Raw genomic sequence first — 23,876 nt, 5'->3', positions numbered from 1 at the left:
GCGGTGAACGGCGCCGCGGCGGGCATCGGCTTCGCGTTCGCGCTGGCCGCCGACCTGTGCCTGGCCGGCGCATCGGCCCGGTTCGTCAACTCGATCCACAACGCCGGCACCGGGCACGAGCTCGGCATGAGCTGGATGCTGCCGCGTGCGGTCGGCACCCAGCGTGCCGCCGAGATCCTGCTGACGGCACGCCCGGTGCTGGCCGACGAGGCGGCTCGCATCGGCCTGGCACTGCGCGCGGTGCCGGACGAGCGCCTGCTGGCGGAGGCGCGCGAGCTCGCCGAGGCGATCTGTGCCAACGTGCCGCTCGGCGTCTGGCTCACCAAGCAATCGTTGTGGCTGAACCAGGGCGTCGCGAGCCTCGAGGCGGCGTGCGAGATCGAATCGCGCGCGGTGTTCCAGGCTCAGGCCACCGAAGACGCGGCGGAGAAGCGGAAGGCCTACTTCGAGAAGCGCGCGCCGCGCTTCGACAACCGCTAAAGCATCCCGCGATCCTTCGCGGTCTTCACGTTGTCGCCGACCAGGCCGCGCTCGCGCAGCACCGCCACCGTCGCCTCCAGCGCCTCGGCGACGCAGGGGAAGCCGCAGTACGGAATCGCCTGGATCAGCGCCTCCTGCAGCTCGGTCACCGTCAGGCCGTTGTTCAGCGCCGCGCGCACGTGGTTCTTCAGCTCGTTGGGCTTGCCCATGCCGACGAGGATGCCGATGGTGACGAGGCTGCGCTCCTTGCGCTGCAGGCCCGGGCGCGACCAGACGGCGCCGAACGCCGATTCGAGCGCGATGGTCGCGCTGTCCGCCGCGAAGCCGCCGGAGTTTGCCGCCGCGAGCATCCCGTCGAGAAAGGTTTCTCCGAACATCTCGCGCACGAGATTCACGCCCCGCCGGTAGTTGGGGCTTTGGTCGTCTTCGCTGCTCATCGAATGGGTCTCCGGGTTGTTGGGCAACGGCTCGCGGCGACGATTCGGGTAAACCCGCTTTGTGTGACGCCCAGGTCATCGCCTACATTGAACTCGTTCTATTTTACGAACATTGTTCTATTATATGCAATACATGACCGCTTTTGCGACACCACCTGCCCCCTCGCCCCCGGCACGCGAACTGGAGACCTCGAACCACCTGCTTGGCGACCGTGCGGCCCTCGATGCCGCCTGGGAGCGCAACGGCTACTGGTTCTTCCGCGACGTGCTGGACCGCGACGCGGTCGCGCGCCTGCGCGCCGTCTACATGCAGCTTCTCGGCGAGTACGGCGTGGCCGACCCGGCGGACCCGGAGGCGCGCTACAACGGCGCGAGCCTCGAGGGTTTCCCCTTCCGGATGGATCCGCTGTCCAGGCGCAAGGCTTGGCAGCCTTTCGTGCGTGAGCCGGCGATCCACGCCTTCTTCCGGCGCCTGCTCGGAGACGAGCCCTTCTGGATCCCGACCGTCGAGTACCGTGCCACGCCACCAGCCGCCCACCGCGCGCGTTCGCGCCTGGACTTCGTGCACCAGGACGGCTTCTACAACAAGGGCATTCCGTTCCGCATCTGCTGGATCCCGCTCGCCGAGATCGATGACGACGTCGGCGGCCTGATCCTCGGCGAAGGCCTGCATCGCGGACCGATCCTGCACGACACGAGGCAGCCGCCGCTCTATCCGATTCCCGAGGGCGCGGTGCCGGCCGAACGCTGGCGCCGCGCAACCTACCGGCCGGGCGACGTGCTGTTGATGGACCTGATCACGCCGCACACCGGCCTCGCGAACCACTCCGACCGCTTTCGCTTGTCGATGGACATCCGCGTGATGGGCGCGAACAAGAACCCGCCGATGGTCGGGCGCCTCACCGCTGTCGAAGCGCGCGCGGTCGGCCTCGAAGGCGATGACGGGCGCGGCGGGCGTTTCGTCCTCGACAAAGCGACCTATTGCCGCGGCCTCGACGGCCAGCAGGTCCCGCTGGCCGACATCGCCGCGCGCTTTCACGTCGGCGACGAAGTGATCCTCGCGGCCCGGGCCGGGCGCGCGACGATCATGCGCCCGATCCATTGAGCGCCATGCCTCGCCCCTCTCGCCATGGACAGCGACTGGCCGACAAGGTCGCGATCGTCACCGGCGCCGGCTCGCAGGGCGAGGGCTTCGGCACCGGCAAGGCGATCGCCTGCGTGTTCGCGCGGGAAGGCGCGCGCGTCGCGCTGGTGGACCTGGACGCCGAACGCGCCGAGATCACGCGCCGCATGGTTGCCGAGGACGGGGGCGACGCCTTCGTCTACGCCGCGGATGTCACCGAGGCGGACGGCTGCCGCCGCGTCGTCGCGGCGACGCTGGAACGCTACGGCCGCCTCGACGTGCTGGTGAACAACGTCGGCCTCGGTACAGGCGGCGGCCGCCTCGAGGCGCTCCCAGACGGACTGTGGCAACGCGTGCTCGATGTCAACCTGAAGAGTGTCGTGTTGATGACGCAGCAGGCGATCACGCACCTGGTCGCCTCGCGCGGCAACATCGTCAACATCGCGTCCACTGCCGGCCTGCGTGCCCACGGCGGCGCGGCCTACGGCCCGTCGAAGGCCGCCGTGGTGGCGCTGTCGCGCGAGCTCGCGGTGATGTACGGCCGCGACGGCGTGCGCGCGAACACGATCGCGCCGGGCCATCTGTTCACCCCGCTGGTCGAGCAGTTCGTCGACGCCGCCGGCCGCGAGCGCCGCCGCCGCATCGCGCCGCTGGGCATCGAAGGCGACGCGTGGGATGTCGCGGCCGCCGCGCTGTTCCTCGCGAGCGACGAGGCACGCTTCATCAGCGGTGTTTGCCTGCCGGTGGACGGCGGCGTCGGCGAAGTGGCGGCACTCGCCGCCCTGGAAATGATCGCGGCCGAGGACGATGCGAAGGCCGCCCTGACCGGAGACTCGCCATGAACAAGTGGCTGAAGAGCAGCGAGACCATTCTTTTCAAGGTCGACGAGCAAGTGGCGCGCATCACGCTGAACCGGCCCGACAAGCGCAATGCGCTGTCCGACGCCATGCTCGGCGAGCTCGAGCAGGCCCTGCTCGAAGCCGACGACCGGCGCGACGTGAACGTGATCGTGATCGACGGCGCCGGGCGCGACTTCTGCGCCGGTTACGACCTGGCGGGGGCTTACGCCGGCGTCGCACCCGAGGACATGCCCTACGACCCGGCGCTCTACCGCAGCCAGCGCAGCGGCTTCGACGACGACTGCTGGGCGCTCGAACGCACGCTCGAACAGCGCATGCGCATCTTCGACCTGCACAAGCCGGTGATCGCGAAGATCCACGGCAACTGCCTGGCCGGCGGCACCGACCTCGCCTTCCTGTGCGACCTGGTGCTGGCGGCCGAGGACGCGCGCATCGGCTTTCCGGCGACGCGCGCCAACGGCACGCCGCCGACGCAGTTCTGGCTCGCGCATGCGGGACCGCAGTGGGCCAAGCGGCTGATGTTCACCGGCGACTGCCTGAGCGGGCTCGATGCGGCGCGCCTCGGCCTGGTGATGGAGGCCGTGCCGGCCGACCGGCTCGAAGACGAGGTCGCCGAACTCGCTCGACGCATCGCGCTGACTGACGTCGACCTGCTCGCCGCGCACAAGCGGGTGATCAATCTGGGCATGGAGCTGATGCATGTGCGCACGCTGCAGCGGCTCACCGCCGAGCTCGACGCGCGCGCACATCTGGCCAGCGGGCCGCGGCGCACGCAGTTCAGGGCCGACATGGCATCGGGTGGGCTGAAGCAGGCGCTGAAGAACCGCGACGAGCCATATGGAGACAGCCTCGTCCGCCTGAAGGCCCGCGGCGCCTCGGCGGAAGAAGACTGAGCCGGCCGGCCCCGCGGGGGCTACAGCCGCCCCATCACCGGCAAGCCGGCCCCGGTCACCGCGCGCGCCGCATCCGACAACAGGAACCCGACCACCTCGGCGATCGCCTGCGGCGTGACCCAGCGTGAGGTATCGGCATCGGGCATGTCCCTGCGGTTGGCCGGCGTGTCGATGATGCCGGGCAGGATCGCGTTGACCCTCATGCCGCGGTCCTTAGTCTCCTCGGAAAGTGCCTCGGTGAGGCGCAGCACGCCGGCCTTGGAGGCTGCATAGGCGCCCATTCCCGCGGCCGCCTTGCCCGCCGCCCCGGCGCCGATGTTGACCACCCGGCCCGCTCGTTCCAGCAGGTGCGGCAACGCCCCCTTGCATGCATGGAGCGCGGTCTTCAAGTTGATCGTGTACATGCGGTCCCATGTGGCCGGGTCGCCGTCCGCGATCGTCTCCCAGCTGAAGCCACCGGCGATGTTGACCAGCGCATCGACACCGCCGAAGCGCTCGGCCACGCGCGCAATCGCCGCCTGCGTCGCGTCGAATCGCGACAGGTCGGTGCCGGGCAGCAGGAGGTGCGACGCCTCGAAATGCGCGAACTCGGCCGGCGCAGCCGGCGACGCATCGACCAGCGCCAGCCGCGAGCCTTGCATCGCCAGCGTTCGCGCCACCGCCTGGCCCAGCGCGCCGAACGCGCCGGTCACGATCACCACCTTGTCTTGCATCGTCGGCCTCCGGCGGTCTCAGCCGAACTCGACCACGCCGTTGTTCATCACCACGGTCTGGCGCGCATCGACGCTGGCGCGCAGCCGCAGCACCGTCGCGCCCTCGCGCCACAGCTCGTAGCGCACGGTCTCGCCCGGCCAGACCGGCGAGGTAAAGCGCAGCGCCAAGCGCTTCAGCCGCGCCGCATCGTGATCGAGCACCTGCTCGATCACCGCGCGCGCTGCCATGCCGTAGGTGCACAAGCCGTGCAGGATCGGGCGGTCGAAGCCGGCCTTCGCCGCCACGTCGGGATCGGCATGCAGCGGGTTCACATCGCCGCACAGGCGGTAGATCAGTGCCGCCTCGGGCCGGGTCGCATAGCCCACTTCGAGATCGGCCGCGCGCTCGGGCACCGCCGGCAGCGGCTCGGGGCCGGGATCGCTCGTGCCGCCGTTGGCACTGAAGCCGCCGTCGCCGCGCAGGAAGGTCACGTTGCGGCTCTCGGCCACCGTGTCGTTGCTGGCCGCGTCGATCAGCGTGCGCAGCACCACAGCGACCGCCCCCTTGCCGGTGCCCTTGTCGGTCAGCGAGACCACGCGGTTGCGCGCGACCACGCAGCCCTTGACCGGCAGCGGACGCAGGATTCGCACGTCCTGCTCGCCGTGCACCAGCTTGACGGCATCGGCACCGGTCCTCGGGTCGCGCCACCAGATGCCGGGCGAGCCCATCACCGCGGCCATGGTCGGGACCGCCTGCAGCGCCTTCTCGTAGACGAAGCGCAGCGCGCCGCGATCCATCGGATCCTGGCCGTAGCCCAGGCCCAGCGCATACAGCATCGTGTCGCGTTCGGTATAGCGATGAACGAGGTCCGGAAAGGTCCAGTTCTTGCAGATCTCGTAGTCGAGCATCTTGGTTCCTAAAGCGTTTCTTCGCTGCCGAGGATCACGAGCGCCTCGTGCGAGAGCTCGCCGCCGTTGCCCTGCGCGATCGCCAGCTTCGCCTCCGGCACCTGCCGCTCGCCGGCGTCGCCCGCGAGCTGGCGCGCCGCCTCGACGATCGTGAACAGGCCATACATGCCCGGGTGCACGCAGGACAGGCCGCCGCCGTTGGTGTTCACCGCCAGTTCGCCGCCCGGCGCGATGCGTCCACCTTCGACAAAGCGGCCACCTTCGCCTTTCTCGCAGAAGCCGAGGTCCTCGAGGAACAGGATCGGGTTGATCGTGAACGCGTCGTACAGCTCGACGACGTCGATGTCCTGGGGGCCCACGCCGGCCTGTGCGTAGGCGCGCGGGCCGGCCTCGGCGAGCCCGGTGACGGTCAGGTCCGGCATGCTGGCGATCTCGCGGTGCGTCATGGCCTGCGCGCCGCCGAGCAGATACACCGGCCGCCGGCTCAGGTCCTTCGCGCGCTCCGCGCGCGTCAGCACCACGGCGGCCGCGCCGTCGGTGACGAGGCAGCAGTCGCGCACCCCGAAAGGGTCGGCGACCAGGCGCGCCTTCAGGTAGTCGTCCATCGTCAGCGGCTCGCGCACGAAGGCCTCGGGATTCAGCGCCGCCCATTGGCGCGCGGCCACGGCGACGGCGCCGAGCTGCTCCTTGGTCGTGCCGTACTGGTGCATGTGGCGCGCCGCGGCGAGCGCGTACGACGAGATCGGGCGCAGCGGCTTGTACGGCGACTCCCAGGGCGAGGGCCGCGACGATTGCAGCAGCTTGCCTGTGCTGCTGCGCTGGTTGCTGCCGTAGGCGATCAGCGCCACGTCGCACAGCCCGGCGTCGAGCGCCAGCGCAGCGAGCATCGCATGCACCTGGAACGACGAACCGCCGGTGCGGTTGTTGTCGAGGAATCGCGGATGAATGCCGAGCGTCTCGGCGAGAGTGAGACCGGAGAGCGAGTCGTCCATGACGACGACGAACAGGCCATCGACATCTGACGGCTTCAGTCCGGCCTGAGCCAACGCCAGCACGCTCGCCTGGTGCGCCAGCTCCATCGAACTGTAGCCCGGCGCAGCGCCGCAGCCGAAGGTGGCGGTGCCGACGATCGCGCTCCGGCCGCGGGGGAAGCGTTCCTGCATCGCTCAGGCCTCCGCCGGTTCGAAGACGACCAGCCGATGGTCATCCTCGGTGATGATCTTGGCGTGCACCGCCATGCCGATCTTCACCGCCTCGGGCGCGATGCCCTCGACACGGCTCATCATGCGCGGCCCCTCGGCAAGATCGATCAGCGCGAGGTTGGCGTTCGGTGCCGGCGGCTTGCCGCGGATCACCGTCGTCGAATAGACCGTGCCGCGGCCCGAGGCCGCGACCCACTCGAGGTCGGTCGCGCCGGTGCCCGGCTCGGCCATGCGCGGGTAGTACACGTGGCCGCCGGTGCTGCGGCTCTTCTGGATCATGAAGCGCCCGGAGGCCAGGTGCTCGAAGAATTCCTTCTCGGGGTTCATGGGGATCCTCGTTCGCTCGTCAGCCATGCATTGTCAGGCCGCCGCTGACGGACACCACCTGGCCGGTCATGAAGTCGGTGGCCGGCGTCGCGAGATAGACGATGGTGTGCGCGATCTCGACCGGCTGCGCCAGCCGCTTCAGCGGGATCGCCTTGATCAGCGCGTCGCGCAGCTTGCCCTCCGGAATGGTGCCGTTGAACAGCGGCGTGTCTGTCGGCCCCGGCGCGACGCAGTTGCAGGTGATGCCCGAGCGCGCCGTCTCGCGCGCCAGCGACTTCGTGAAGGCGATCACCGCGCYCTTGGTGCCGGCATAGAAGGTCTCGCCCATGCTGCCGACGCGGCCGGCGTCGCTCGCCACCATCACGATCTTGCCTTTGCGCCGCTCGATCATGTGCGGCAGGAAGCGGTGGATCATGCGCACCGGGCCGATGTAGTTGACCTGCGCGAGCAGGTCCCAGACGTCGGGCGTGTTCTCGAGGAAGGGCATCACGCGGTCGAGACCCGCCACGTTGGCGACGATGTCCGGCGCGCCGCCGATCTGCGCCACGGCAGCGTCGACGAAGGCGTCGATGGTCGCCCCGTCGGCCAGGTCCAGCGCGATGAATTCGCCGCGGCCGCCGCCGGCGCGGATCTGCGCGATGGTCGCCTCGCCATCGGCCAGGTTCCTGTCGCCGGCGTACACGGCGGCGCCGGCGCTGGCGAACTGCAGCGCCGCGGCGCGCCCGATGCCGGAGGCGCATCCGGTGATGACAACGCTCTTGCCGGCCAGGTCGGTGACGGCGCGCCACGAGGTGTCGAGGTTCTCGGTCATGAATCGGTCTCCAGGGTTCAAGGGGATGGTGTCGGTGCGGGCTTGGCGCTGCGCTGCAGGAAGGCCGTGATGCGTTCGCGCGCCTCCGGCGTCTCGAGCAAGGCGCCGCCGAGCTCGCGTTCGAGCGCATAGCCGGTGGTGGCCGAAGCGCCGGCCGCCGCGATCAACTGCTTGGCGACGCGCAATGCCGGCGGCGGCAGCGTGGCGATACGGCGCGCCAGCTGCGCCGCCTCGTCACCGATCGCGGCCCTGGGCACCGCCCACTGCACGAGGCCGAGCGCCTTCGCGGCCGAGCCGTCCAGCAGCTCGGCCCCGAGGATCAAGCGGCTCGCGATGCCGGCGCCCACCAGCCGCGTCAACCGCTGCGTGCCGCCGAGGCCGGGGATCAGGCCGAGGCCGACTTCGGGCAGGCCGAGCTTGGCCTCGTGCGCAGCGATGCGCAGGTCGCAGCACAGGGCCAGCTCGAGCCCGCCGCCGAGCGCGGCGCCACCGACCTCCGCCAGCGTGACCTGCGGCAGGCTCGCGAGCCGGCCGAACACCGCCTGCAGCCGCTCGATGTAGAGCGCCAGCCGCGGCCCCGGCCGGCGCTCGGCGGCCCAGCCGTCGATCTGCGCCAGATCGGCGCCGGCCGCGAACACCTTCTGGCTGCTGCGCAGATGCAGCACCGTCCAGTCGTCGCGCGTGCCGAGCCGGTCGAGCAGCGCGTCGAAAGCCTCGCCCCATTCCTCGCTCAGCGCGTTCACCGGCGCACGGCAGAGCGTGACGGTCGCGATGCGATCGGCAACCTCGGTCTCGAACATGGCGCTCATTCCGAATTCCTGGCGCGCTCGCGCAGCGCCACCTTGTTCACCTTGCCGCTGGGCACCCGGGGCAGCTCGCCGATCGCCTCGACATGCTTCGGGCACTTGTAGCCGGCGATCAGGCGCTTGCAATGGGCGATCACCTCGGCTTCCGGCGCGCTCGCGCCGCTCACGCAGACCACGTAGGCCTTCACGGCCTCGCCCCATTTCGGGTCGGGCACGCCGATCACCGCGCACTCGACGATGCCCGGATAGGCCTGCACCGCTTCCTCGACCTCGCGGCTGTAGATGTTCTCGCCGCCCGAGATGATCATGTCTTTCTTGCGGTCCACCAGGAACAGGTAGCCGTCCTCGTCCAGATAGCCGACGTCGCCGGTGCGATACCAGCCGTCGCGCAAAGCGTCCAGCGTCGCGGCGGTGTTGTTCCAGTAGCCGTCCATGCGCTCGTCGGTGAAGGTCCAGACTTCGCCCGCGCTGCCGGCCGGGCAGTCCTCGCCGTCATCGCCGACGACGCGGATCCGCGTGCCCTGCCCCGGGTGGCCGACCGAGGCGATGCGCTTCACGTCGCGCGCATCGCCGAACGGTTTCAGCTCGTGGCGGTACAAGCCGCAGGCGGCGGTCTCGGTCGCGCCGTACTGCACCGAGAACACCGGGCCGATGCGCTCGAAGGCACGCCGCAGCAGCGTCACCGGCACCGGCGCCGCGGCGGCCACGACGTTGTGCAGGCTCGACAGGTCCGCATCGCCGATCGCCGGCGAATCGAGGATCGCCTGCAGCATCGCCGAGACGACGAAGGCGAAGCTGATGCGCTCTTGCTGGATCGTGCGGATCACGTTCGCCGCATCGAAGCCGCGGTGCAGCACCAGCGTGCCGGCGCACCATCGGACCTGCAGCGCATAGCCGATCACGCCGACGTGGAAGGCCGGCGTCGTCAGCAGCATGCGCGAATCGGAGTCCAGCTCGCTCATGCGCGAGCCCGCGTCGGCCGTCCGCACCCAGCGCCACTGGGCTCGCAGCGCGCCCTTCGGCCGGCCGGTGGTGCCGCTCGTATAGACCAGCGGCCCGTAGTCCTGCGCCTGCGAGCGGAACGGCGGCCCCTCGGCGGAACCCTCCGCGATCACGGCCTCGTAGTCGCGTGCCCAGTCCGGCACATGGCCGCCGATGCACACATACGCTTCGATCGTCGCAAGGCGCGGGCGCAGCGCGCCGACCAGTTCCGCATACTGCGCCTCGAACACCAGCACGCGCGGCGTCGCATCGCCGAGCAGCCATTCGATCTCGGCCGCGGCGAGGCGGAAGTTCACGGTCGCGACGATGAAGCCGGCCCAGTCGCCGGCGGCCAGCAGCTCGATGTACTCGACATTGTTCATCGACAGGACCGCGACCCGGTCCTGCCGCCGGAGGCCGAGCCGGTGCAGGCCGTCGGCCAGGCGCTTCGCGCGTTCGAGCAACTGGCGATGGCTCAGCCGTTGGCCCTCGCACACCAGCGCCTCGCGCTCCGGATGGAAGCGGGCGTTACGTTCCAGCAGCTCGCCGATGGTCTGGAGCATGACGCGCGTCCTAGACCGGCGTGTCCGGGCTGAACTTCGGCGCGCGCTTGCCGAGGAAGGCGTCGATGCCCTCCATGCCCTCTGGGCCGGCGAAGCCGATGAATTCGAGCGCCAGCGAAGCGTCGAAGATCGGCGTCGCCTGGCGCAGCCAGTGGTTCATCGTCTGCTTGGTCCAGCGCACCGCGGCCGGCGCGCTCTCGGCAAGGCGCGAGGCGACTTCGACGGCCTTGGCTTCCACCTCCTCGTCGGCCAGCGCCATCGAGACCAGGTTCATCCGCTCGGCTTCCTCGCCGGTGAAGGTCTCCGCCGTCATCAGGTAGTACTTGGCCTTGGCCATGCCGCACAGGAGCGGCCAGATGATGGCCGCGTGGTCGCCCGCCGCGACGCCGATCTTCAGGTGGCCGTCGGAGAACTTCGCGTCGCGCGACGCGATCGACACGTCCGCGAGGATCAAGAGCGCCAGGCCGGCGCCGACCGCCCAGCCGCGCGCCGCGCCGACGATCGGCTTGCGGCAGTTGATCATCCCCAGCACCAGGTCGCGCGACTCCTTCATCGCCTGCATGCGCAGCGCGTAGTCCTCGCACACCTTGCGTTCGTGGTGCAGGTCGCCGCCGGCGGAGAAGGTCTTGCCGCTGCCGGTGACGATCACCGCCGAGACGCTGTCGTCCGCATCGACGTCGGCCCAGATCTGGGAGGCCTCGCGGTGCATCGCGGCGTCCATCGCGCCCATCTTCAGCGGTGAATCCAGCGTCACGCGCAGCACGCGCGGATGCGGTCGGTCGAACTTCAGGCGCGTGTAGCGCGCATAGCGGCTGTCGGTCTCCAATCGGGTCTCCTTCGATGCGGATTCAGTGTGACGGGCGGGTTTCCAGGGGGGCCATCGGGTTGACGGCGCGTCGATCTGGCATTTATATTATCGAACATCGTTCAACAATGGAAGCGCAAATTTCTTGTGCTCAAAGGCAATCATGGAAACAGTCGGTCTTGGTTTCTGCTTCGAAGACTTGCCCTTGGGCCGGCAATTCAAGACCGTCGGCCGCACGGTCACCGAGGCCGACATCGTGGGTTTCATCGACAAGATCGGAATGACCGAGGTGCTGTTCACCAACCTCGAGTTCATGCACGGCGTCGCCGGCTTCGAGGGGCGTCTGGCGCCCGGCTCGATGGTGTTCTGCTTCGCCGAAGGGCTGCTCGCGCAGGCGACGATGCAGGGCACCGGCCTCGCCTTCCTCGGCATGCAGCTCGACATCAAGGGGCCGACCTTCGCCGGCGACACGCTCCACGTCGAATGCGAGGTGATCGAAGCGCGCCGCTCCGAGAGCCGGCCCGGGCGCGGCCTGGTGCGCACGCGCAACCGCGTGGTGAAGGAAGACGGCACGGTCGTGATGGAGTACACGCCGTTGCGCATGCTTAAGGCGCGCGCCGAGGTGCGCACATGAAAGCACCGGTGCTGCAGGCCGACGTGCAGCTCGGGGTGCGGCCCGATTCGGCGCCCGCCGGCGAGCCCTTGCACGCCAGGCTGGCCACCAGCGCCGGACCTCTCACCGGCGTGCGCGTGATCGACCTGACGGTCAACGTGCTCGGCCCGGTCGCGACGATGATCCTTGGCGACATGGGCGCCGACGTCATCAAGGTCGAGACGCCCGAAGGCGACCCGAACCGCCAGAACGGCCCCTCGCGCAGCCCCAACATGGCCGCGATGCACCTGAAYATGAACCGCAACAAGCGCAGCGTGACGCTGAACCTGAAGCGGCCCGAGGCACGCGAAGCCCTGCTGCGCATGGTCGAGAGCGCGGACGTGTTCATCCACAGCATGCGTCCGGCGGCGGCGAAGCGCCTGGGCGTCGCCTACGAGGACATCGCCGCGCGCAACCCGCGCATCGTCTACGGCTACGGCTGCGGCTACATGCCCGGCGGCTCGCGCGAGAACGATCCGGCCTTCGACGACGTGGTGCAGGGCGAGGCCGGCATCGCAGACCTGATGCTGCGCTCGGTCGGCCAGGCGCGTTACCTGCCCACCGTGATCGTCGACAAGTTCTGCGGCTACATGCTGGCCTCCGGCGTCGCGATGGCGCTGTACGCACGCGAGCGCACGGGCCTCGGCCAAATGGTGCGCGTGCCGATGCTCGAGACCATCGTCGCCTTCAACCTCCAAGAACATCTGTACGGCGGCGCGTTCGACCCGCCGATGGGCGGCGGCGTCGGCTACGTGCGCCTGCTCTCCGAACATCGCCGCCCCTACGAGACGAGCGACGGCCACCTCTGCGTGCTGGCCGTGAACGACGAGCAATGGAAGCGCCTGCTGCCCACGCTCGGCCGCCCCGAGCTGCTGACCGACCCCGTCTTCGCGACGCACGAAGGGCGCATGAAGAACATCGACCGCGTCTACCGCATGGTCTCGGAGCAGATGAAGACCAGACCCACCGCGCAGTGGCACGAGCTGCTCGACGCGATCGACGTGCCGAACGGGCCGGTCGCGCGGTTCGAGGACATGCTGTCGGACCCCTACCTGAACGAGATCGGCTTCTTCCATCGCTACCGGCATCCGACCGAGGGCCCGATGGTGACGACCGCCGTGCCGACGCAGTTCTCCGGCACGCCCGGCGGCATCCATCTGCCGCCGCCGCAGCTCGGCGAGCACAACGACGAAGTGCTCGGCTGGTTTGGCTACAGTGCCGAAGATATAGCCAACATCACGCGCTGAAGCCATGGCCTACGAACAGATCCTGTACGAGGTGCGCGACGCGATCGCCACCCTCACGCTGAACCGCCCCGAGGCCCTGAACGCCTGGACCGACGTGATGGCCGAGGAGGTCTGGCAGGCGATGCACGCGGCCGAGAGCGACGAGGCGGTGCGCGTGATCGTGCTGACCGGCGCCGGCCGCGCCTTCTGCGCCGGCGGCGACGTCACCGGCTTCAAGTCGGCCGGCGACGACCCCTCCTTTCCACGCTCGCTGCTTCAGAAGCTCCCGCGCGCCTACGACTTCAGCCGCCGCCCGGACTACCAGAGCCGCGCCGCCTACTTCCCGGCGATCGCCAAGCCGATCATCGCGATGCTCAACGGCGCCACCGCCGGCCTCGGACTGGTGCATGCGCTTTACGCCGACATGCGCTTCGCGGCCGACGATGCGGTCCTGACCACCGCCTTCGCGCGCCTCGGCCTGGCGTCCGAATACGGCATGGCGTGGGCCCTGCGCAACGCGGTCGGCCACGCCAACGCGCTCGACCTGCTGATGTCGGCGCGCAAGGTGCGCGGCGAGGAAGCGCTGCGGCTCGGGCTCGTGAACCGCATCCACCCGCCCGAGGAACTCGCCGACGCGACCTATGCGTATGCGAGGGAGCTGGCCGAGTCCTGCTCGCCGCTGTCGCTGCGGATGATCAAACGCCAGCTCTGGGAGCTGCCGTTCCAGACCCTGCACGAAGCGCTGATGGCCGACAGCGCCGACATGATGCAGACCAACCTCAGCGAGGACTTCGAGGAAGGCAAGCTCGCATTCAAGGAAAAGCGCAAGCCGCGCTTCAAGGGACGATGAAGCTTCACGAATCGACCGAAGACGCAGCCTTCCGCGCCGAGGTGCGGAACTTCGTCGCCGCGCAGTTGCCCGAGGACATCCGGCGGAAGGTGCTGGGCTTCCTGCGCGTTCCGCGCGAGGACTACGTGCGCTGGCAGCGCATCCTCGCCGGCCGCGGCTGGGGCGCGCCCGGCTGGCCGGTCGAGCACGGCGGCTGCGGCTGGAACGCCGTGCAGCGCAACATCTTCGACGAGGAATCCTTCACCGCCGGCGCACCGCGCCAGATGCCCTTCGGCCTCGCGATGATCGGGCCGGTGCTGATGAAGTTCGGCAGCGACGCGCAAAAGGCGCTCTTCCTGCCGCGCATCGTGTCGATGGACGACTGGTGGTGCCAGGGCTATTCGGAGCCGGGCGCCGGCTCCGACCTCGCCTCGCTGAAGACGCGTGCCGAGCGCGACGGCGAGCACTATGTCGTGAACGGCCAGAAGACCTGGACCTCGTTCGCGCAATGGGCCGACTGGATGTTCGCGCTGGTGCGTACCTCGGCCGACGCGAAGCCGCAGCGCGGCATCTCGCTGCTGCTGATCCCGATGGACACGCCCGGCATCACGGTGCGCCCGATCCGCACGCTGGACGGCGGCCACGACGTGAACGAAGTCTTCCTCGACGGCGTGCGCGTGCCGGTGGAGAACCGGGTCGGCGCCGAGAACGAGGGCTGGTCGATTGCGAAGTACCTGCTCGGCCACGAGCGCACCGCCATCGCGGGCCTCGGCATGTGCAAGCGGCTGCTGCGGCGGCTGAAGGAGCTGGCGCGCACGCAGGCCAGACGCGACCGGCCGCTGATCGAGGACCCGCGCTTTCGCGACAAGATCGCCAGGATCGAGATCGATGTGCTGGCGCACGAATGGGCGCTGGCGCGGCTCATCTCGCTCGAACGCGCCGGCCTGGGGCTGGGCGCGGAGCCGTCGATGCTGAAGGTGCGCGGCTCGGAGATCCAGGCCGAGCTTGGCGAGCTGCTGATGGAATGCGCAGGCCCTTATGCGGTGCCGCTGGTCGAGGCTGCGCTCGAGCCCGGCTACGACGGGCCGACGCCGGCCGGCGCAGAGCTCAATGCCCTCGCCGGCCAGTACCTCGATCTGCGCAAGGTCGCGATCTACGGCGGCACCAACGAGATCCAGCGTGGGCTGATCGGCAAATCCCTGATCCCCCTGTAGGCCCACCATGGACTTCACGCTGAACGAAGAGCAGCAGATGCTCGCCGACACGATGGCGCGCTTCGTGCAGAACGAGTACGAGTTCGAGGCGCGCCGCAAGCGCCTGGTCGAAGGCCCGAGCGATGCGCTGGCGCGGCAGATGGCCGAGCTCGGCCTGTTCGCGCTCAACGTGCCCGAGGCGCACGGCGGCATCGGCGCCGGCGCGGTCGAGACCCTGATCGTGATGGAAGGCCTCGGCCGCGGCCTGGTGATCGAGCCGTACGTCGCCAGCGCGGTGATCGCGCCGCGCCTGCTCGCCACCTTCGGCAGCGCGGCGCAGAAGGATCGCTTCCTCGGGCCGATCGCCGAGGGGCGGCTGCGCTTCGCGCTCGCCGCGCTGGAGCCGCAGGCGCGCTACGACCTGGACAAGGTGAACGCGCGCGCGGCGCGCCGCGACGGCGGATGGCAGCTCGACGGCGCGAAGGCCGTGGTGCCGCATGGCGACAGCGCCGACTGGCTGATCGTCACCGCCGACACGGGCGGGGGCGTGGCGCTGATGCTGGTCGACGCCAGGGCCCCCGGCGTCGCGATCGACGGGTACCCGACTCTCGACGGCCAGCGCGCCGCCGAGATCCGCCTCGAAGGCGTCACCGTTGACGACAGCTGCCTGATCGGCGAACCCGGCCAGGGCCTGGAACTGGCCGACTGGGCGACCGACCAGGGCCTGGCGGCACTCGCCGCCGAGGCGGTCGGCGCGATGGCGAAGCTCGCCGAGCTGAGCTGCGAGCACCTCTCGACGCGCAGGCAGTTCGGCGTGCCGATCGGCAGCTTCCAGGCGCTGCAGCATCGCGCCGCGGACATGCGGATCGCCGTCGAGCAGGCGCGCGCGCTGGCGCTGATGGCCGCGGCCCACGTCGAGTCGCCGGATCGCGCATTGCGCCGCCGCGCCGCGTCGGCGGCGAAGGCGATGGCCGGACGCTCCGGGCGCTATGTCGGGCAGCAAGCGACCCAGCTTCATGGCGGCATGGGCATGACCGACGAGCTGGCCTCAGGCCACTATTTCAAACGACTGACCGCGATCGACATGACCTGGGGCAACTGGGAACACCACGTCGAACGCTATGGAGAACTGCTGTGACTGAAGCCATCACCGAAAGCCACCCCGAGGGCCAAATCGTCGTCGAGCGGCGCGGGCCGATCCTGCTGATGGGCGTGGACCGCGTCGAGAAGCGCAACGGCTTCACGCCGCGCATGTTCCGCGAGCTCGGCGAGGCCTACACGCTGCTGGAGAGCGCGCCGGACCTGTTCGTCGGCCTGCTGTATGCCAAGGGCGATCACTTCAGCGGCGGCGTCGACCTGCCGCTGATGGCCGAGTACCGCAAGGCCGGCGCACCCTACGTGCCGCTGAACCTGGTCGACCCGGGCCAGTTGCGCGAGCCCTATCGCACGAAGCCGGTGGTCGCAGCGATGCAGGGTATCTGCTACACCATCGCGATCGAGCTGATGCTCGCCGCCGACGTCGTGTTCGCGGCTGACAACTGCCGCTTCTCGCAACTCGAGGTGAAGCGCGGGATCATGCCCGGCTACGGCGGCTCCTTCCGCTTCATCGAACGCGCCGGCTGGGGCAACGCGATGAAGTGGCTCTTGACCGGCGACGAGTTCGGCAGCGCCGAGGCGCTGCGGCTCGGCCTGGTGCAGGAAGTCGTGCCCGCCGGCGAGCAGTTCGAGCGCGCCCTCGCCTATTCGCAGCGCGTGGCCGAACAGGCGCCGCTCGCGGTGCAGGGCACGATCGAGAACGCGCGCCTGGCGCTCGGCCAGGGCTGGATGCACGCGGCGACGCATGCCACCGCGACGAACACCTTCCTGTACGGCACCGAGGACGCCGCCGAGGGCCGCAAGTCCTTCGCCGAGAAGCGCACCGCGAAGTTCGTCGGCAGGTGAAGGCCATGTTTCGCAACGACCTGCTCGCGGGCAAGAAGATCCTCGTCACCGGCGGTGGCACCGGGCTCGGCAAGAGCATCGGGCGCCGCTATCTCGAACTCGGCGCGCACCTGGTGATCTGCGGCCGGCGGCTCGCGGTGCTCGACGCCACCGCCGAGGAGTTCCGCGCCGAGCTGCCCGGCGCGCGCGTCGACACGCTCACTTGCGATGTGCGCGATGCCGAGCAGGTCGAGGCGATGATGGAGCGCATCTGGCAGGTCGGCGCGCCCGACGTGCTGGTCAACAACGCCGCGGCCAACTTCATCGCGCGCACCGAAAAGCTCTCGGCGCGCGCCGTCGACGCGGTGCTCGGCATCGTGCTGCACGGCAGCTTCTATTGCACGATCGCCGCCGGCCGGCGCTGGATCGAGGCAGGCCGACCAGGCAACGTGATCAGCACCGTCTCGGCACCGGTGATCACCGGCCAGGCCTTCACCGCGGCGTCGGCGGCAGCCAAGGCCGGCGTGCTCGCGATGACGCGCAGCCTCGCAGTCGAATGGGGCCCGAAGAGCATCCGCCTGAACTGCGTGGCGCCGGGGCTGTTCCCGACGCCGGGCGCCTGGGAGCAGCTCTTCCCGCCCGGCAGCCAGGTCGAGGCGCAGGAGCGCGGCGTGCCGCTGCGGCGCCTCGGCGAGCACCGCGAGCTGTGCGACCTGTACGCCTATCTCGCGGCCGACGGCTCGGGCTACATGACCGGCGACCTGATCGTCATGGACGGCGGGCGCTGGATGCAGGGCGCCGGCGGCCCGACCTTCCGCGCGATGCAGGACTGGAACGACGCGCAATGGGAAGCGATGCGCAAGAAATGACACCCCCGTCCGGTTCAAGAAAGGAAGAGCACATGTCCGACTCCACCCTCGCCGCAGGCCCGCTGAGCCTCGCTGGCAAGACCGCCGTCGTCACCGGTGCCGGCAGCGGCATCGGACAGGCGATCGCCGAGCTGTTCGCGCGTGCCGGCGCCAAGGTCGTCGCGGCCGACATCCATGCCGACGGCGCCGAGACCACCGCGGCGGGCATCCGCGCGGCCGGCGGCCAGGCCATCGCGGCGACGGCCGACGTGTCGCAGGACACGCAGGTCGCGGCGATGCTCGATTGCGCGATCGCGGAATTCGGCAGCCTCGACGTGCTCGTCAACAACGCGGGGATCTTTCCGAAGAAGCCCTTCCTCGAGGTCGACGCCGCGTTCTGGGACAGGTTGCACGCGGTGAACCTGCGCGGCACCTTCCTGTGCCTGCGCGAGGCGATCCGGCGCATGCAGGCGCAGGGGAACGGCGGTGCGATCGTCAACATTTCCTCGGTGTCGTCGATGCAGGCGGTGGTCTATCACAACGCCACCTACAACGCATCGAAGGCCGGCGTGAACAGCCTGACCAAGACCACCGCGCTGGAGTTCGCCGCCGACGGCATCCGCGTCAACGCCGTGCTGCCCGGCGGCACCCTGACGCCCGGCGCCAAGGCCGCCAGCACCGACGGCGTCGACATGAAAGGGCCGATCCTGGGGCCGGGCCGCATCCCGCTCGGCAAGATGGGCGATCCGGAGGACATCGCGATGGCGGCGCTGTTCTTCGCGAGCCCGGCGTCGCGGCTGATCACCGGGCAGCTGCTCGCGGTGGATGGCGGCTTCCAGGTGAGCTAATGCCTGAAGCGTCGTTGCCGCAGGTGCCCCTCAATCGCCTGCTGGCACACGCCGCGATGGCGCGGCCGCTGACGCGCCTGCACTTCTATACCGAGGCGGGTTACATCGCGATGACGACCTCGGGCCTGCTGCAGGCCGGACGCCAACTCGCCCGCGGCCTGCGCGCGATCGGGCTGAAGGCCGGCGACACGATCGCGGTGCAGATGCCGACGCAGCACGAGACCGCGGTGCTGTACCTCGCCGCGTTCGAGATCGGGGCGGTGCTGGTGCCGATCGTGCACATCTACGGGCCGGCCGAGGTCGGATTCATCGTGCGCCAGTCGCGCGCACGCCTGCTCGCGGTGCCGCAGCGATGGCGCGGCATCGATTTCCTCGAACGGGTGGAGGCGCTCGGCGTGCTGCCCGAGCTCGAGCAGGTGCTGGTGCTCGGCGAGCGAGCGCCGCGCGGCGGGATCACCTGGCGGAAGTTGCAGCAGGCAGCCAATGCCGATGCCCCGACCCCGGCCGCCGAGCCCGTCGCGCCGCAGGACACCTGCGTGCTCCTGTACACCTCCGGCACCACCGCCGCGCCCAAGGGCGTGAAGCACACGCACCAGACCGTCGGCGCCGAGTGGCAGATCCCGTTCATCGACGACGCCCCCGCCACCGCCGCGCGGCCAGGCGGCAACGGACCCTACTTCACGCCATTTCCGGCCGGCCATATCGCGGGCTTCAACTTTCTGCTGCGGCCCTTCGTCACCGCCACCGAGATGGTGTTCGTCGATCGCTGGGACGCAGCCGTTGCGGCCGAGCTGATCGAGCGCCACCGCGTGCGGCTGTCCGGCGGCACGCCCTTCCACCTGCAGGGCCTGCTCGACGCGGCGCGGTGCGACGGCCGCGACCTGTCGTCGCTCGCCGCGTACGGGCTCGGCGGCACCGGCGTGACGCCCGAACATGTCGAGGCGGCCGAGCGCGCCGGCATCGCCGCCAGCCGCTCCTACGGCCTCACCGAGCACTCCACCGTCAGCATCGGCTGGCGCGAGATGCCGCTCGCACAGCGGGCCGCCACCGACGGCCGCCTGCAGCCCGGCAGCGAAGTGCGCATCGTCGACGACCAGGAGCGTGAGCTTCCGCTCGGCCACGAGGGCGAGATCCTGACACGCGGACCGGAGCTCTTCGTCGGCTACACCGACGCCGCGCTCGATGCGCACGCGCGCACCGCCGACGGCTGGTTCCGCACCGGCGACATCGGCCGGCTCGACGCCGCGAACTGCCTGACGATCACCGACCGCAAGAAGGACATCGTGATCCGCGGCGGCGAGAACATCTCGTCGCAGGAGGTCGAACGCGTGCTGGGCAGCCACCCTTCCGTGTGCGAAGTCGCCGTGGTGGCACAGCCCGATGCGCGCTACGGCGAGAAGGTGTGCGCCTTCGTCGTGCTCGCCCACGGCGCCTCGCTGGACCTGGATGCGGTGCAGCGTCATTTCGCGACGGCCGGCGTCGCGCGCCAGAAGACACCCGAAGGCCTGCATGTCGTCGGCGAGCTGCCGCGCACTGCGTCGGGCAAGGTGCGAAAGGGCGAGTTGCGGGAACGGCTGCGCTGAGCCGGGGGCCAACGCTTGATCAGGCGCCTGCGGCATGCGCCGGCCGCCGCGGCAGCGTCCAGGCGCCCAGCCCGCACAGGAGGCACACACCGGTGATCGCCGTCATCGTCCAGAGGTAGGCGTCGGCGCCCGGATAGGCCGCATGCGGCTGCGTCGCGCTGCGCACCACCGCCAGCGCGAGCAGCACGCTGGCCRCCTGCGTGCCGATCGCGGTGCCGAGCGTGCGCACCACCTGCGCCAGGCCGACGAACTCGCTGGTGCGCTCGACCGGTACCACCTCCACCAGCAGGTTCGGCACCGCCGACATCAGCATCGCCCCACCGAGCGAGGCCAGCATCACCCACCCCACCAGCATCCAGGCGGTCGAGTGCAGCGCGGTCAGCCCGATCCAGCCGGCCAGGATCATCACGCTGGCGAGCCGTGCCGCACTGCGGGCGCCGTGCCGCGCCGCGAGGTGGCCGCCCCACGGCGCGCCGAACAGGCCCATGAAGTTCGACGGCAGCTTCAGCAGGCCGGCCATCGTCGCGCTCAGGCCCAGGCCGATGCCGGTCCACGGCGGCTGCTGCGCGAGCGCCATCAGCACCAGCATCGTCTGCGAGGTGCCGAGCCCGAACAGGAACATCAGGCCGATCGGCAGCCCGACCTCGCGCGTCGCGATGCGGCGCACGTCGATCATCGGCTGTGGGTGCCGCCACTCGTGGCGCCACCACATCGCCAGCAGCAGCACGCCGCCGGCCAGCGCGGCGAGCGTCGCGGCATCGCCGAGCCCGTGCGCCTTCAGCCGCGACACGGCCCACAGCAGCGCGGCCACCGCGGGCGCGTAGAGCATGCCGCCGATCCAGTCGACCCGCGCGCCGGTCGCGGCGGCCGCGGCGGCCGCCGAAGCCGGCACCCAGCGCGCGACCAGCGCCATCGCCACGATGCCGTGCACCGCGCCGAACCAGAACATGGTGCGCCAGCCGGAATGGTCGACCAGCAGCCCGCCGAGCAGCAGCCCGGCGCCCGCACTGAAAGTCGCCATCGCGGTGAGCCAGCCGACCGCGACCGGCACGCGCTCGGCCTGTAGGCGCTCGCGCACGATGCCGATGGCCAGCGGCAGCAAGGCGGCCGACATGCCCTGCAAGGCCCGGCCGCAGATCAGCCCCGGCAGCCCGACCGACATGGCGCTGATCAGCGATCCGCTGGCCGAGCAGGCGAGCATCGCGAGCACCAGGCGCTTGCGCCCGAACAAGTCGCCCAGCCGCGACGACAGGCCTGCCGAGACCGAGCCGATCAGCAGGTAGGCAGTGATGAGCCAGCCCACGCCGGCCGGGTCGCCGAAGTCGCGCATCAGCGTCGGCAGCRCCGCGTAGATCATGCTGACCTCGAACGAGCTGATGATCTCCGCGAACACCAGCGCGACGACGATCGAATGGCCGTGGGCTGCGGCGCCGCCGCGCGGCGACCCCGGACCGTTCACGCGTGCGCCGCGGCCGCCGCGGGAGAAGCCGTCGTGCCGCGCTGCCTCACGTCGCGCAGCAGGAAGTGCGCCAGCGCCGGGATCAGCACCAGCGCGCCGATCATGTTCCACAGGAACATGAAGGTCAGCAGGATGCCCATGTCGGCCTGGAACTTGATCGGTGACCAGGCCCAGGTCACGACGCCGGCGGCCATCGTCACGCCGATCAACGCGACGACCTTGCCGGTGAACTCGAGCGAGTGCTTGTAGGCCTCGCGCAGGCTGCCGCCGCGGCGCTGCACCGCGAGCTGCACCGACAGCAGGTACAGCGCATAGTCGACGCCGACGCCCACGCCGAGCGCGATGACCGGCAAGGTCGCGACCTTCACGCCGATGCCCATCACCACCATGATCGCCTCGCAGAGGATCGACGTGATCAGCAGAGGCACCAGCGCCACCACCACCGCGCGCCACGAGCGGAAGGTGACGAAGCACAGCAGCGTCACGGCGATGTAGAGCACCACGTGCATGATGTAGAAGGATTGGTGCACCACGATGTTGGTCACCGCCTCGATGCCGGCCGGGCCGGCCGCCGGCAGGAACTCCGCACCGGGCCGGCTGTGGGTCGCGGCGAATCCCTCCACGGCCTTCAGCACGCGGTCGAGCGTGTCGGCGCGGTGGTCGCCCAGGTACGCCGTGACGGCGAACAGCGAGCAGTTCGGGTTCATCGCGTCCGGGTTGTCCTGGATCACGCGGTTGGCTGCCGGGCCGAGGATGCGCGGGTCGCGCGCCAGCGTGTTCCACTTGAAATAGCCCTCGCTCGACGCGGCGACACCGCGCTTGGTCTGTTCGGCAAACGAAGTCACCGCCTTCACGCCCTGCACATGCTCGAGGTCCCAGCCGAGACGGTCGGCCTCGACCAGGCCCTCGTAGCGGTCGCAGGCGCTCTTCGGCGTCTTCACGATGACCGCGAACTGGTCGCTCGACAGGCCGTAGTGCCGCGCGATGTAGGCGTTGTCGAGGTTGTAGCGCGAATCGCGGCGCAGCTCCGGCGCGCCTTCGTCGAGGTCGCCGATCTTGAGGCCCGTGCGCAGGCTCAGCGCGCCGGCGCCGAGCAGCGCCGCCGCCACGATGGCGACCAGTGCCCAGCGCCGCTCGGTCAGCCGCTCCAGCGCGGCCCACACGCGGCCCATCGAGGAGCGCCCGGCCTGCTCGGCCGCGTCGGCATTCAGCGAGCGCTGCGCGGCCTTCGGGCTGACGCCGGTGTACGACAGCAGCACCGGAATCAGCACCAGCTTCGTGAAGATCAGCCCGGTGACGCCGATGCTGGTCATCACCGCCAGGTCGCGGATCACCGGGATGTCGATGATGATCAGCACCATGAAGCCGACCACGTTGGTCAGCAGCGCCGTCAGGCCGGCCAGGAACAGGCGCCGGAAGGTGTAGCGCGCGGCGACGTACTTGTGCGTGCCGCGGCCCACGTCCTGCATGATGCCGTTCATCTTCTGCGCGCCGTGCGATAGGCCGATCGCGAACAGCAGGAAAGGCACCAGGATCGAATACGGATCGAGCTCGTAGCCGAGGATCTGCAGCAGGCCCATCAGCCACATCACGCCCAGCACCGCGGTGACGACCAGCACGACGGTGCTGCGCGGGCAGCGGGTGTAGAGGAACACGAACAGCGCCGCGATCGCGACCGAGATCGCGAAGTAGGAGATCACCGTCGCGAGGCCCTCGATCAGGTCGCCGACAAGCTTGCCGAAGCCGACGATGTAGACGCGGAACTTGCCCGTGCCCTTGGCCCGCACCTGCTCCTCGAGCGCGCGCGACAGCTTCAGGTAGTTGATCGGCTCGCCGCTGTCGGCATAGCGGTCCAGCAGCGGCACCACGATCATCGACGAGCGCTGGTCGTCGCTGATGATGCGGCCGGCGGCGCCGGAGCGCGCGATGTTGGCCTTGAGTTCATCGATCTTGGCCGGCGAGCCGTCGAAGCGCTCGGGCATCACCGGGCCGCCGCGCATGCCCTCCTCGGTCACCTCGCCCCATCGCAGCACCGGCGTCCACAGGGACTTCAGCCACGGGCGGTCGACGCCCGGCATGATGTAGAGCGCATCGTTGATCGACGCGAGGAACTTCAGGTACTCGGGGTCGTAGATGTCGCCCTGGGTGTTCTCGACCACCACCCGAAGCTGGTTGCCCAGCCCGCGCAGCTCGGTCTTGTTGTCGAGGTAGTTCTGGATGTACGGGTGCGAGCGCGGGATCATGCGCTCGAAGTTGGCGTTGATCGTCAGTTGCGTCGACCGCCAGCCGAGGAAGATCGACACCAGCGCGAAGGCGACGAGGATCACCCGGCGGTGGTTGAAGATGAGCCGTTCGAGCGCATTGCCGGAGCGCGGGTCGAAGCGGGAGGGATCCGGAATGACCTCGAAGGTCTCGTTGCCGATGTTCAT

At 69.9% G+C, this 23,876-nt stretch carries 24 protein-coding genes; 13 read left to right on the top strand and 11 right to left on the bottom strand.

Annotated features, from left to right (window positions below):
• Positions 1-480: enoyl-CoA hydratase/isomerase family protein (locus tag AC1DY5_RS00845; protein WP_478107431.1), on the top strand; the 480-nt coding region annotated here is incomplete at its 5' end.
• On the opposite strand, the gene AC1DY5_RS00840 is transcribed toward AC1DY5_RS00845, so the two are convergent.
• Complete coding sequence (locus tag AC1DY5_RS00840; RefSeq protein ID WP_478107429.1) at positions 477-875, bottom strand: carboxymuconolactone decarboxylase family protein; 399 nt, start codon at positions 873-875, stop codon at positions 477-479. The two genes, AC1DY5_RS00845 and AC1DY5_RS00840, sit on opposite strands and share 4 nt — an antisense overlap.
• 175 nt (positions 876-1,050) lie before the next feature.
• Here AC1DY5_RS00840 and AC1DY5_RS00835 point away from each other — a divergent pair, with 175 nt between their 5' ends.
• From AC1DY5_RS00835 to AC1DY5_RS00825, 3 genes are read left to right on the top strand one after another with little or no spacing between them, the layout of a single operon-like run.
• The gene (locus AC1DY5_RS00835) at positions 1,051-2,022 is read left to right on the top strand and encodes a phytanoyl-CoA dioxygenase family protein (RefSeq protein WP_478107427.1); all 972 of its coding nucleotides are present in this window, start codon (positions 1,051-1,053) and stop codon (positions 2,020-2,022) included.
• A 5-nt stretch (positions 2,023-2,027) separates the two neighbouring features.
• On the top strand, positions 2,028-2,882 hold the full coding sequence (locus tag AC1DY5_RS00830; protein WP_478107425.1) for an SDR family NAD(P)-dependent oxidoreductase: 855 nt from the start codon (positions 2,028-2,030) through the stop codon (positions 2,880-2,882).
• A complete protein-coding gene (locus tag AC1DY5_RS00825; protein ID WP_478107423.1) occupies positions 2,879-3,793 on the top strand; it encodes a crotonase/enoyl-CoA hydratase family protein in 915 nt (304 codons plus the stop codon). Before AC1DY5_RS00830 ends, AC1DY5_RS00825 begins: the two co-directional genes overlap by 4 nt.
• A gap of 20 nt (positions 3,794-3,813) precedes the next feature.
• Here the strand turns inward: AC1DY5_RS00825 and AC1DY5_RS00820 are convergent, their stop codons facing one another.
• From AC1DY5_RS00820 to AC1DY5_RS00785, 8 genes are read right to left on the bottom strand one after another with little or no spacing between them, the layout of a single operon-like run.
• Entirely contained in the window at positions 3,814-4,506 is a 693-nt protein-coding gene (locus AC1DY5_RS00820; protein ID WP_478107421.1) for an SDR family NAD(P)-dependent oxidoreductase, read from the bottom strand.
• A gap of 18 nt (positions 4,507-4,524) precedes the next feature.
• Positions 4,525-5,394, bottom strand: coding sequence for a MaoC/PaaZ C-terminal domain-containing protein (locus AC1DY5_RS00815; RefSeq protein WP_478107419.1), 870 nt, complete (start codon positions 5,392-5,394; stop codon positions 4,525-4,527).
• Between the two features lie 8 nt (positions 5,395-5,402).
• A complete protein-coding gene (locus AC1DY5_RS00810) occupies positions 5,403-6,557 on the bottom strand; it encodes a thiolase (protein WP_478107417.1) in 1,155 nt (384 codons plus the stop codon).
• Positions 6,558-6,560: 3 nt separating this feature from the next.
• Positions 6,561-6,923: a Zn-ribbon domain-containing OB-fold protein gene (locus tag AC1DY5_RS00805; protein WP_478107415.1), complete on the bottom strand. Its 363-nt coding sequence runs from the start codon at positions 6,921-6,923 to the stop codon at positions 6,561-6,563.
• 19 nt (positions 6,924-6,942) lie between these two features.
• Entirely contained in the window at positions 6,943-7,734 is a 792-nt protein-coding gene (locus AC1DY5_RS00800; RefSeq protein WP_478107413.1) for an SDR family NAD(P)-dependent oxidoreductase, read from the bottom strand.
• 17 nt (positions 7,735-7,751) lie between these two features.
• Positions 7,752-8,543: an enoyl-CoA hydratase/isomerase family protein gene (locus AC1DY5_RS00795; protein WP_478107411.1), complete on the bottom strand. Its 792-nt coding sequence runs from the start codon at positions 8,541-8,543 to the stop codon at positions 7,752-7,754.
• A complete protein-coding gene (locus AC1DY5_RS00790) occupies positions 8,540-10,084 on the bottom strand; it encodes a class I adenylate-forming enzyme family protein (protein WP_478107409.1) in 1,545 nt (514 codons plus the stop codon). The genes AC1DY5_RS00795 and AC1DY5_RS00790 overlap by 4 nt, the downstream gene beginning before the upstream one ends.
• 10 nt (positions 10,085-10,094) lie before the next feature.
• Positions 10,095-10,910: an enoyl-CoA hydratase/isomerase family protein gene (locus AC1DY5_RS00785; RefSeq protein ID WP_478107407.1), complete on the bottom strand. Its 816-nt coding sequence runs from the start codon at positions 10,908-10,910 to the stop codon at positions 10,095-10,097.
• Positions 10,911-11,052: 142 nt separating this feature from the next.
• Between AC1DY5_RS00785 and AC1DY5_RS00780 the strand changes: the two genes are divergently transcribed.
• From AC1DY5_RS00780 to AC1DY5_RS00740, 9 genes are read left to right on the top strand one after another with little or no spacing between them, the layout of a single operon-like run.
• A complete protein-coding gene (locus AC1DY5_RS00780; protein ID WP_478107405.1) occupies positions 11,053-11,523 on the top strand; it encodes a MaoC family dehydratase in 471 nt (156 codons plus the stop codon).
• Positions 11,520-12,788 (top strand): CaiB/BaiF CoA transferase family protein, encoded by a 1,269-nt coding sequence (locus tag AC1DY5_RS00775; protein ID WP_478107403.1) that lies wholly within the window; start codon positions 11,520-11,522, stop codon positions 12,786-12,788. The genes AC1DY5_RS00780 and AC1DY5_RS00775 overlap by 4 nt, the downstream gene beginning before the upstream one ends.
• A 4-nt stretch (positions 12,789-12,792) precedes the next feature.
• Positions 12,793-13,617, top strand: coding sequence for an enoyl-CoA hydratase (locus AC1DY5_RS00770; protein WP_478107401.1), 825 nt, complete (start codon positions 12,793-12,795; stop codon positions 13,615-13,617).
• The gene (locus AC1DY5_RS00765; RefSeq protein WP_478107399.1) at positions 13,614-14,810 is read left to right on the top strand and encodes an acyl-CoA dehydrogenase family protein; all 1,197 of its coding nucleotides are present in this window, start codon (positions 13,614-13,616) and stop codon (positions 14,808-14,810) included. Before AC1DY5_RS00770 ends, AC1DY5_RS00765 begins: the two co-directional genes overlap by 4 nt.
• 7 nt (positions 14,811-14,817) lie before the next feature.
• Positions 14,818-15,927: an acyl-CoA dehydrogenase family protein gene (locus AC1DY5_RS00760; RefSeq protein ID WP_478107398.1), complete on the top strand. Its 1,110-nt coding sequence runs from the start codon at positions 14,818-14,820 to the stop codon at positions 15,925-15,927.
• Positions 15,924-16,730, top strand: coding sequence for a crotonase/enoyl-CoA hydratase family protein (locus tag AC1DY5_RS00755; protein WP_478107396.1), 807 nt, complete (start codon positions 15,924-15,926; stop codon positions 16,728-16,730). Before AC1DY5_RS00760 ends, AC1DY5_RS00755 begins: the two co-directional genes overlap by 4 nt.
• A gap of 5 nt (positions 16,731-16,735) precedes the next feature.
• Positions 16,736-17,578, top strand: a complete 843-nt coding sequence (locus AC1DY5_RS00750; protein WP_478107394.1) for an SDR family oxidoreductase — start codon at positions 16,736-16,738, stop codon at positions 17,576-17,578.
• A 32-nt stretch (positions 17,579-17,610) separates the two neighbouring features.
• Entirely contained in the window at positions 17,611-18,405 is a 795-nt protein-coding gene (locus AC1DY5_RS00745; protein ID WP_478107392.1) for an SDR family NAD(P)-dependent oxidoreductase, read from the top strand.
• The gene (locus AC1DY5_RS00740; RefSeq protein WP_478107390.1) at positions 18,405-19,988 is read left to right on the top strand and encodes an AMP-binding protein; all 1,584 of its coding nucleotides are present in this window, start codon (positions 18,405-18,407) and stop codon (positions 19,986-19,988) included. Before AC1DY5_RS00745 ends, AC1DY5_RS00740 begins: the two co-directional genes overlap by 1 nt.
• Positions 19,989-20,007: 19 nt before the next feature.
• Here the strand turns inward: AC1DY5_RS00740 and AC1DY5_RS00735 are convergent, their stop codons facing one another.
• Both AC1DY5_RS00735 and AC1DY5_RS00730 read right to left on the bottom strand, forming a co-directional pair.
• Positions 20,008-21,447: an MFS transporter gene (locus AC1DY5_RS00735; protein ID WP_478107388.1), complete on the bottom strand. Its 1,440-nt coding sequence runs from the start codon at positions 21,445-21,447 to the stop codon at positions 20,008-20,010.
• Positions 21,444-23,876, bottom strand: a complete 2,433-nt coding sequence (locus AC1DY5_RS00730; RefSeq protein WP_478107386.1) for an efflux RND transporter permease subunit — start codon at positions 23,874-23,876, stop codon at positions 21,444-21,446. Before AC1DY5_RS00730 ends, AC1DY5_RS00735 begins: the two co-directional genes overlap by 4 nt.

Source organism: Variovorax sp. P4_D9, assembly GCF_056401695.1.
The sequence above is the reverse complement of the archived record's forward strand: the minus strand, read 5'-3'. Positions and strand labels throughout refer to the sequence as shown.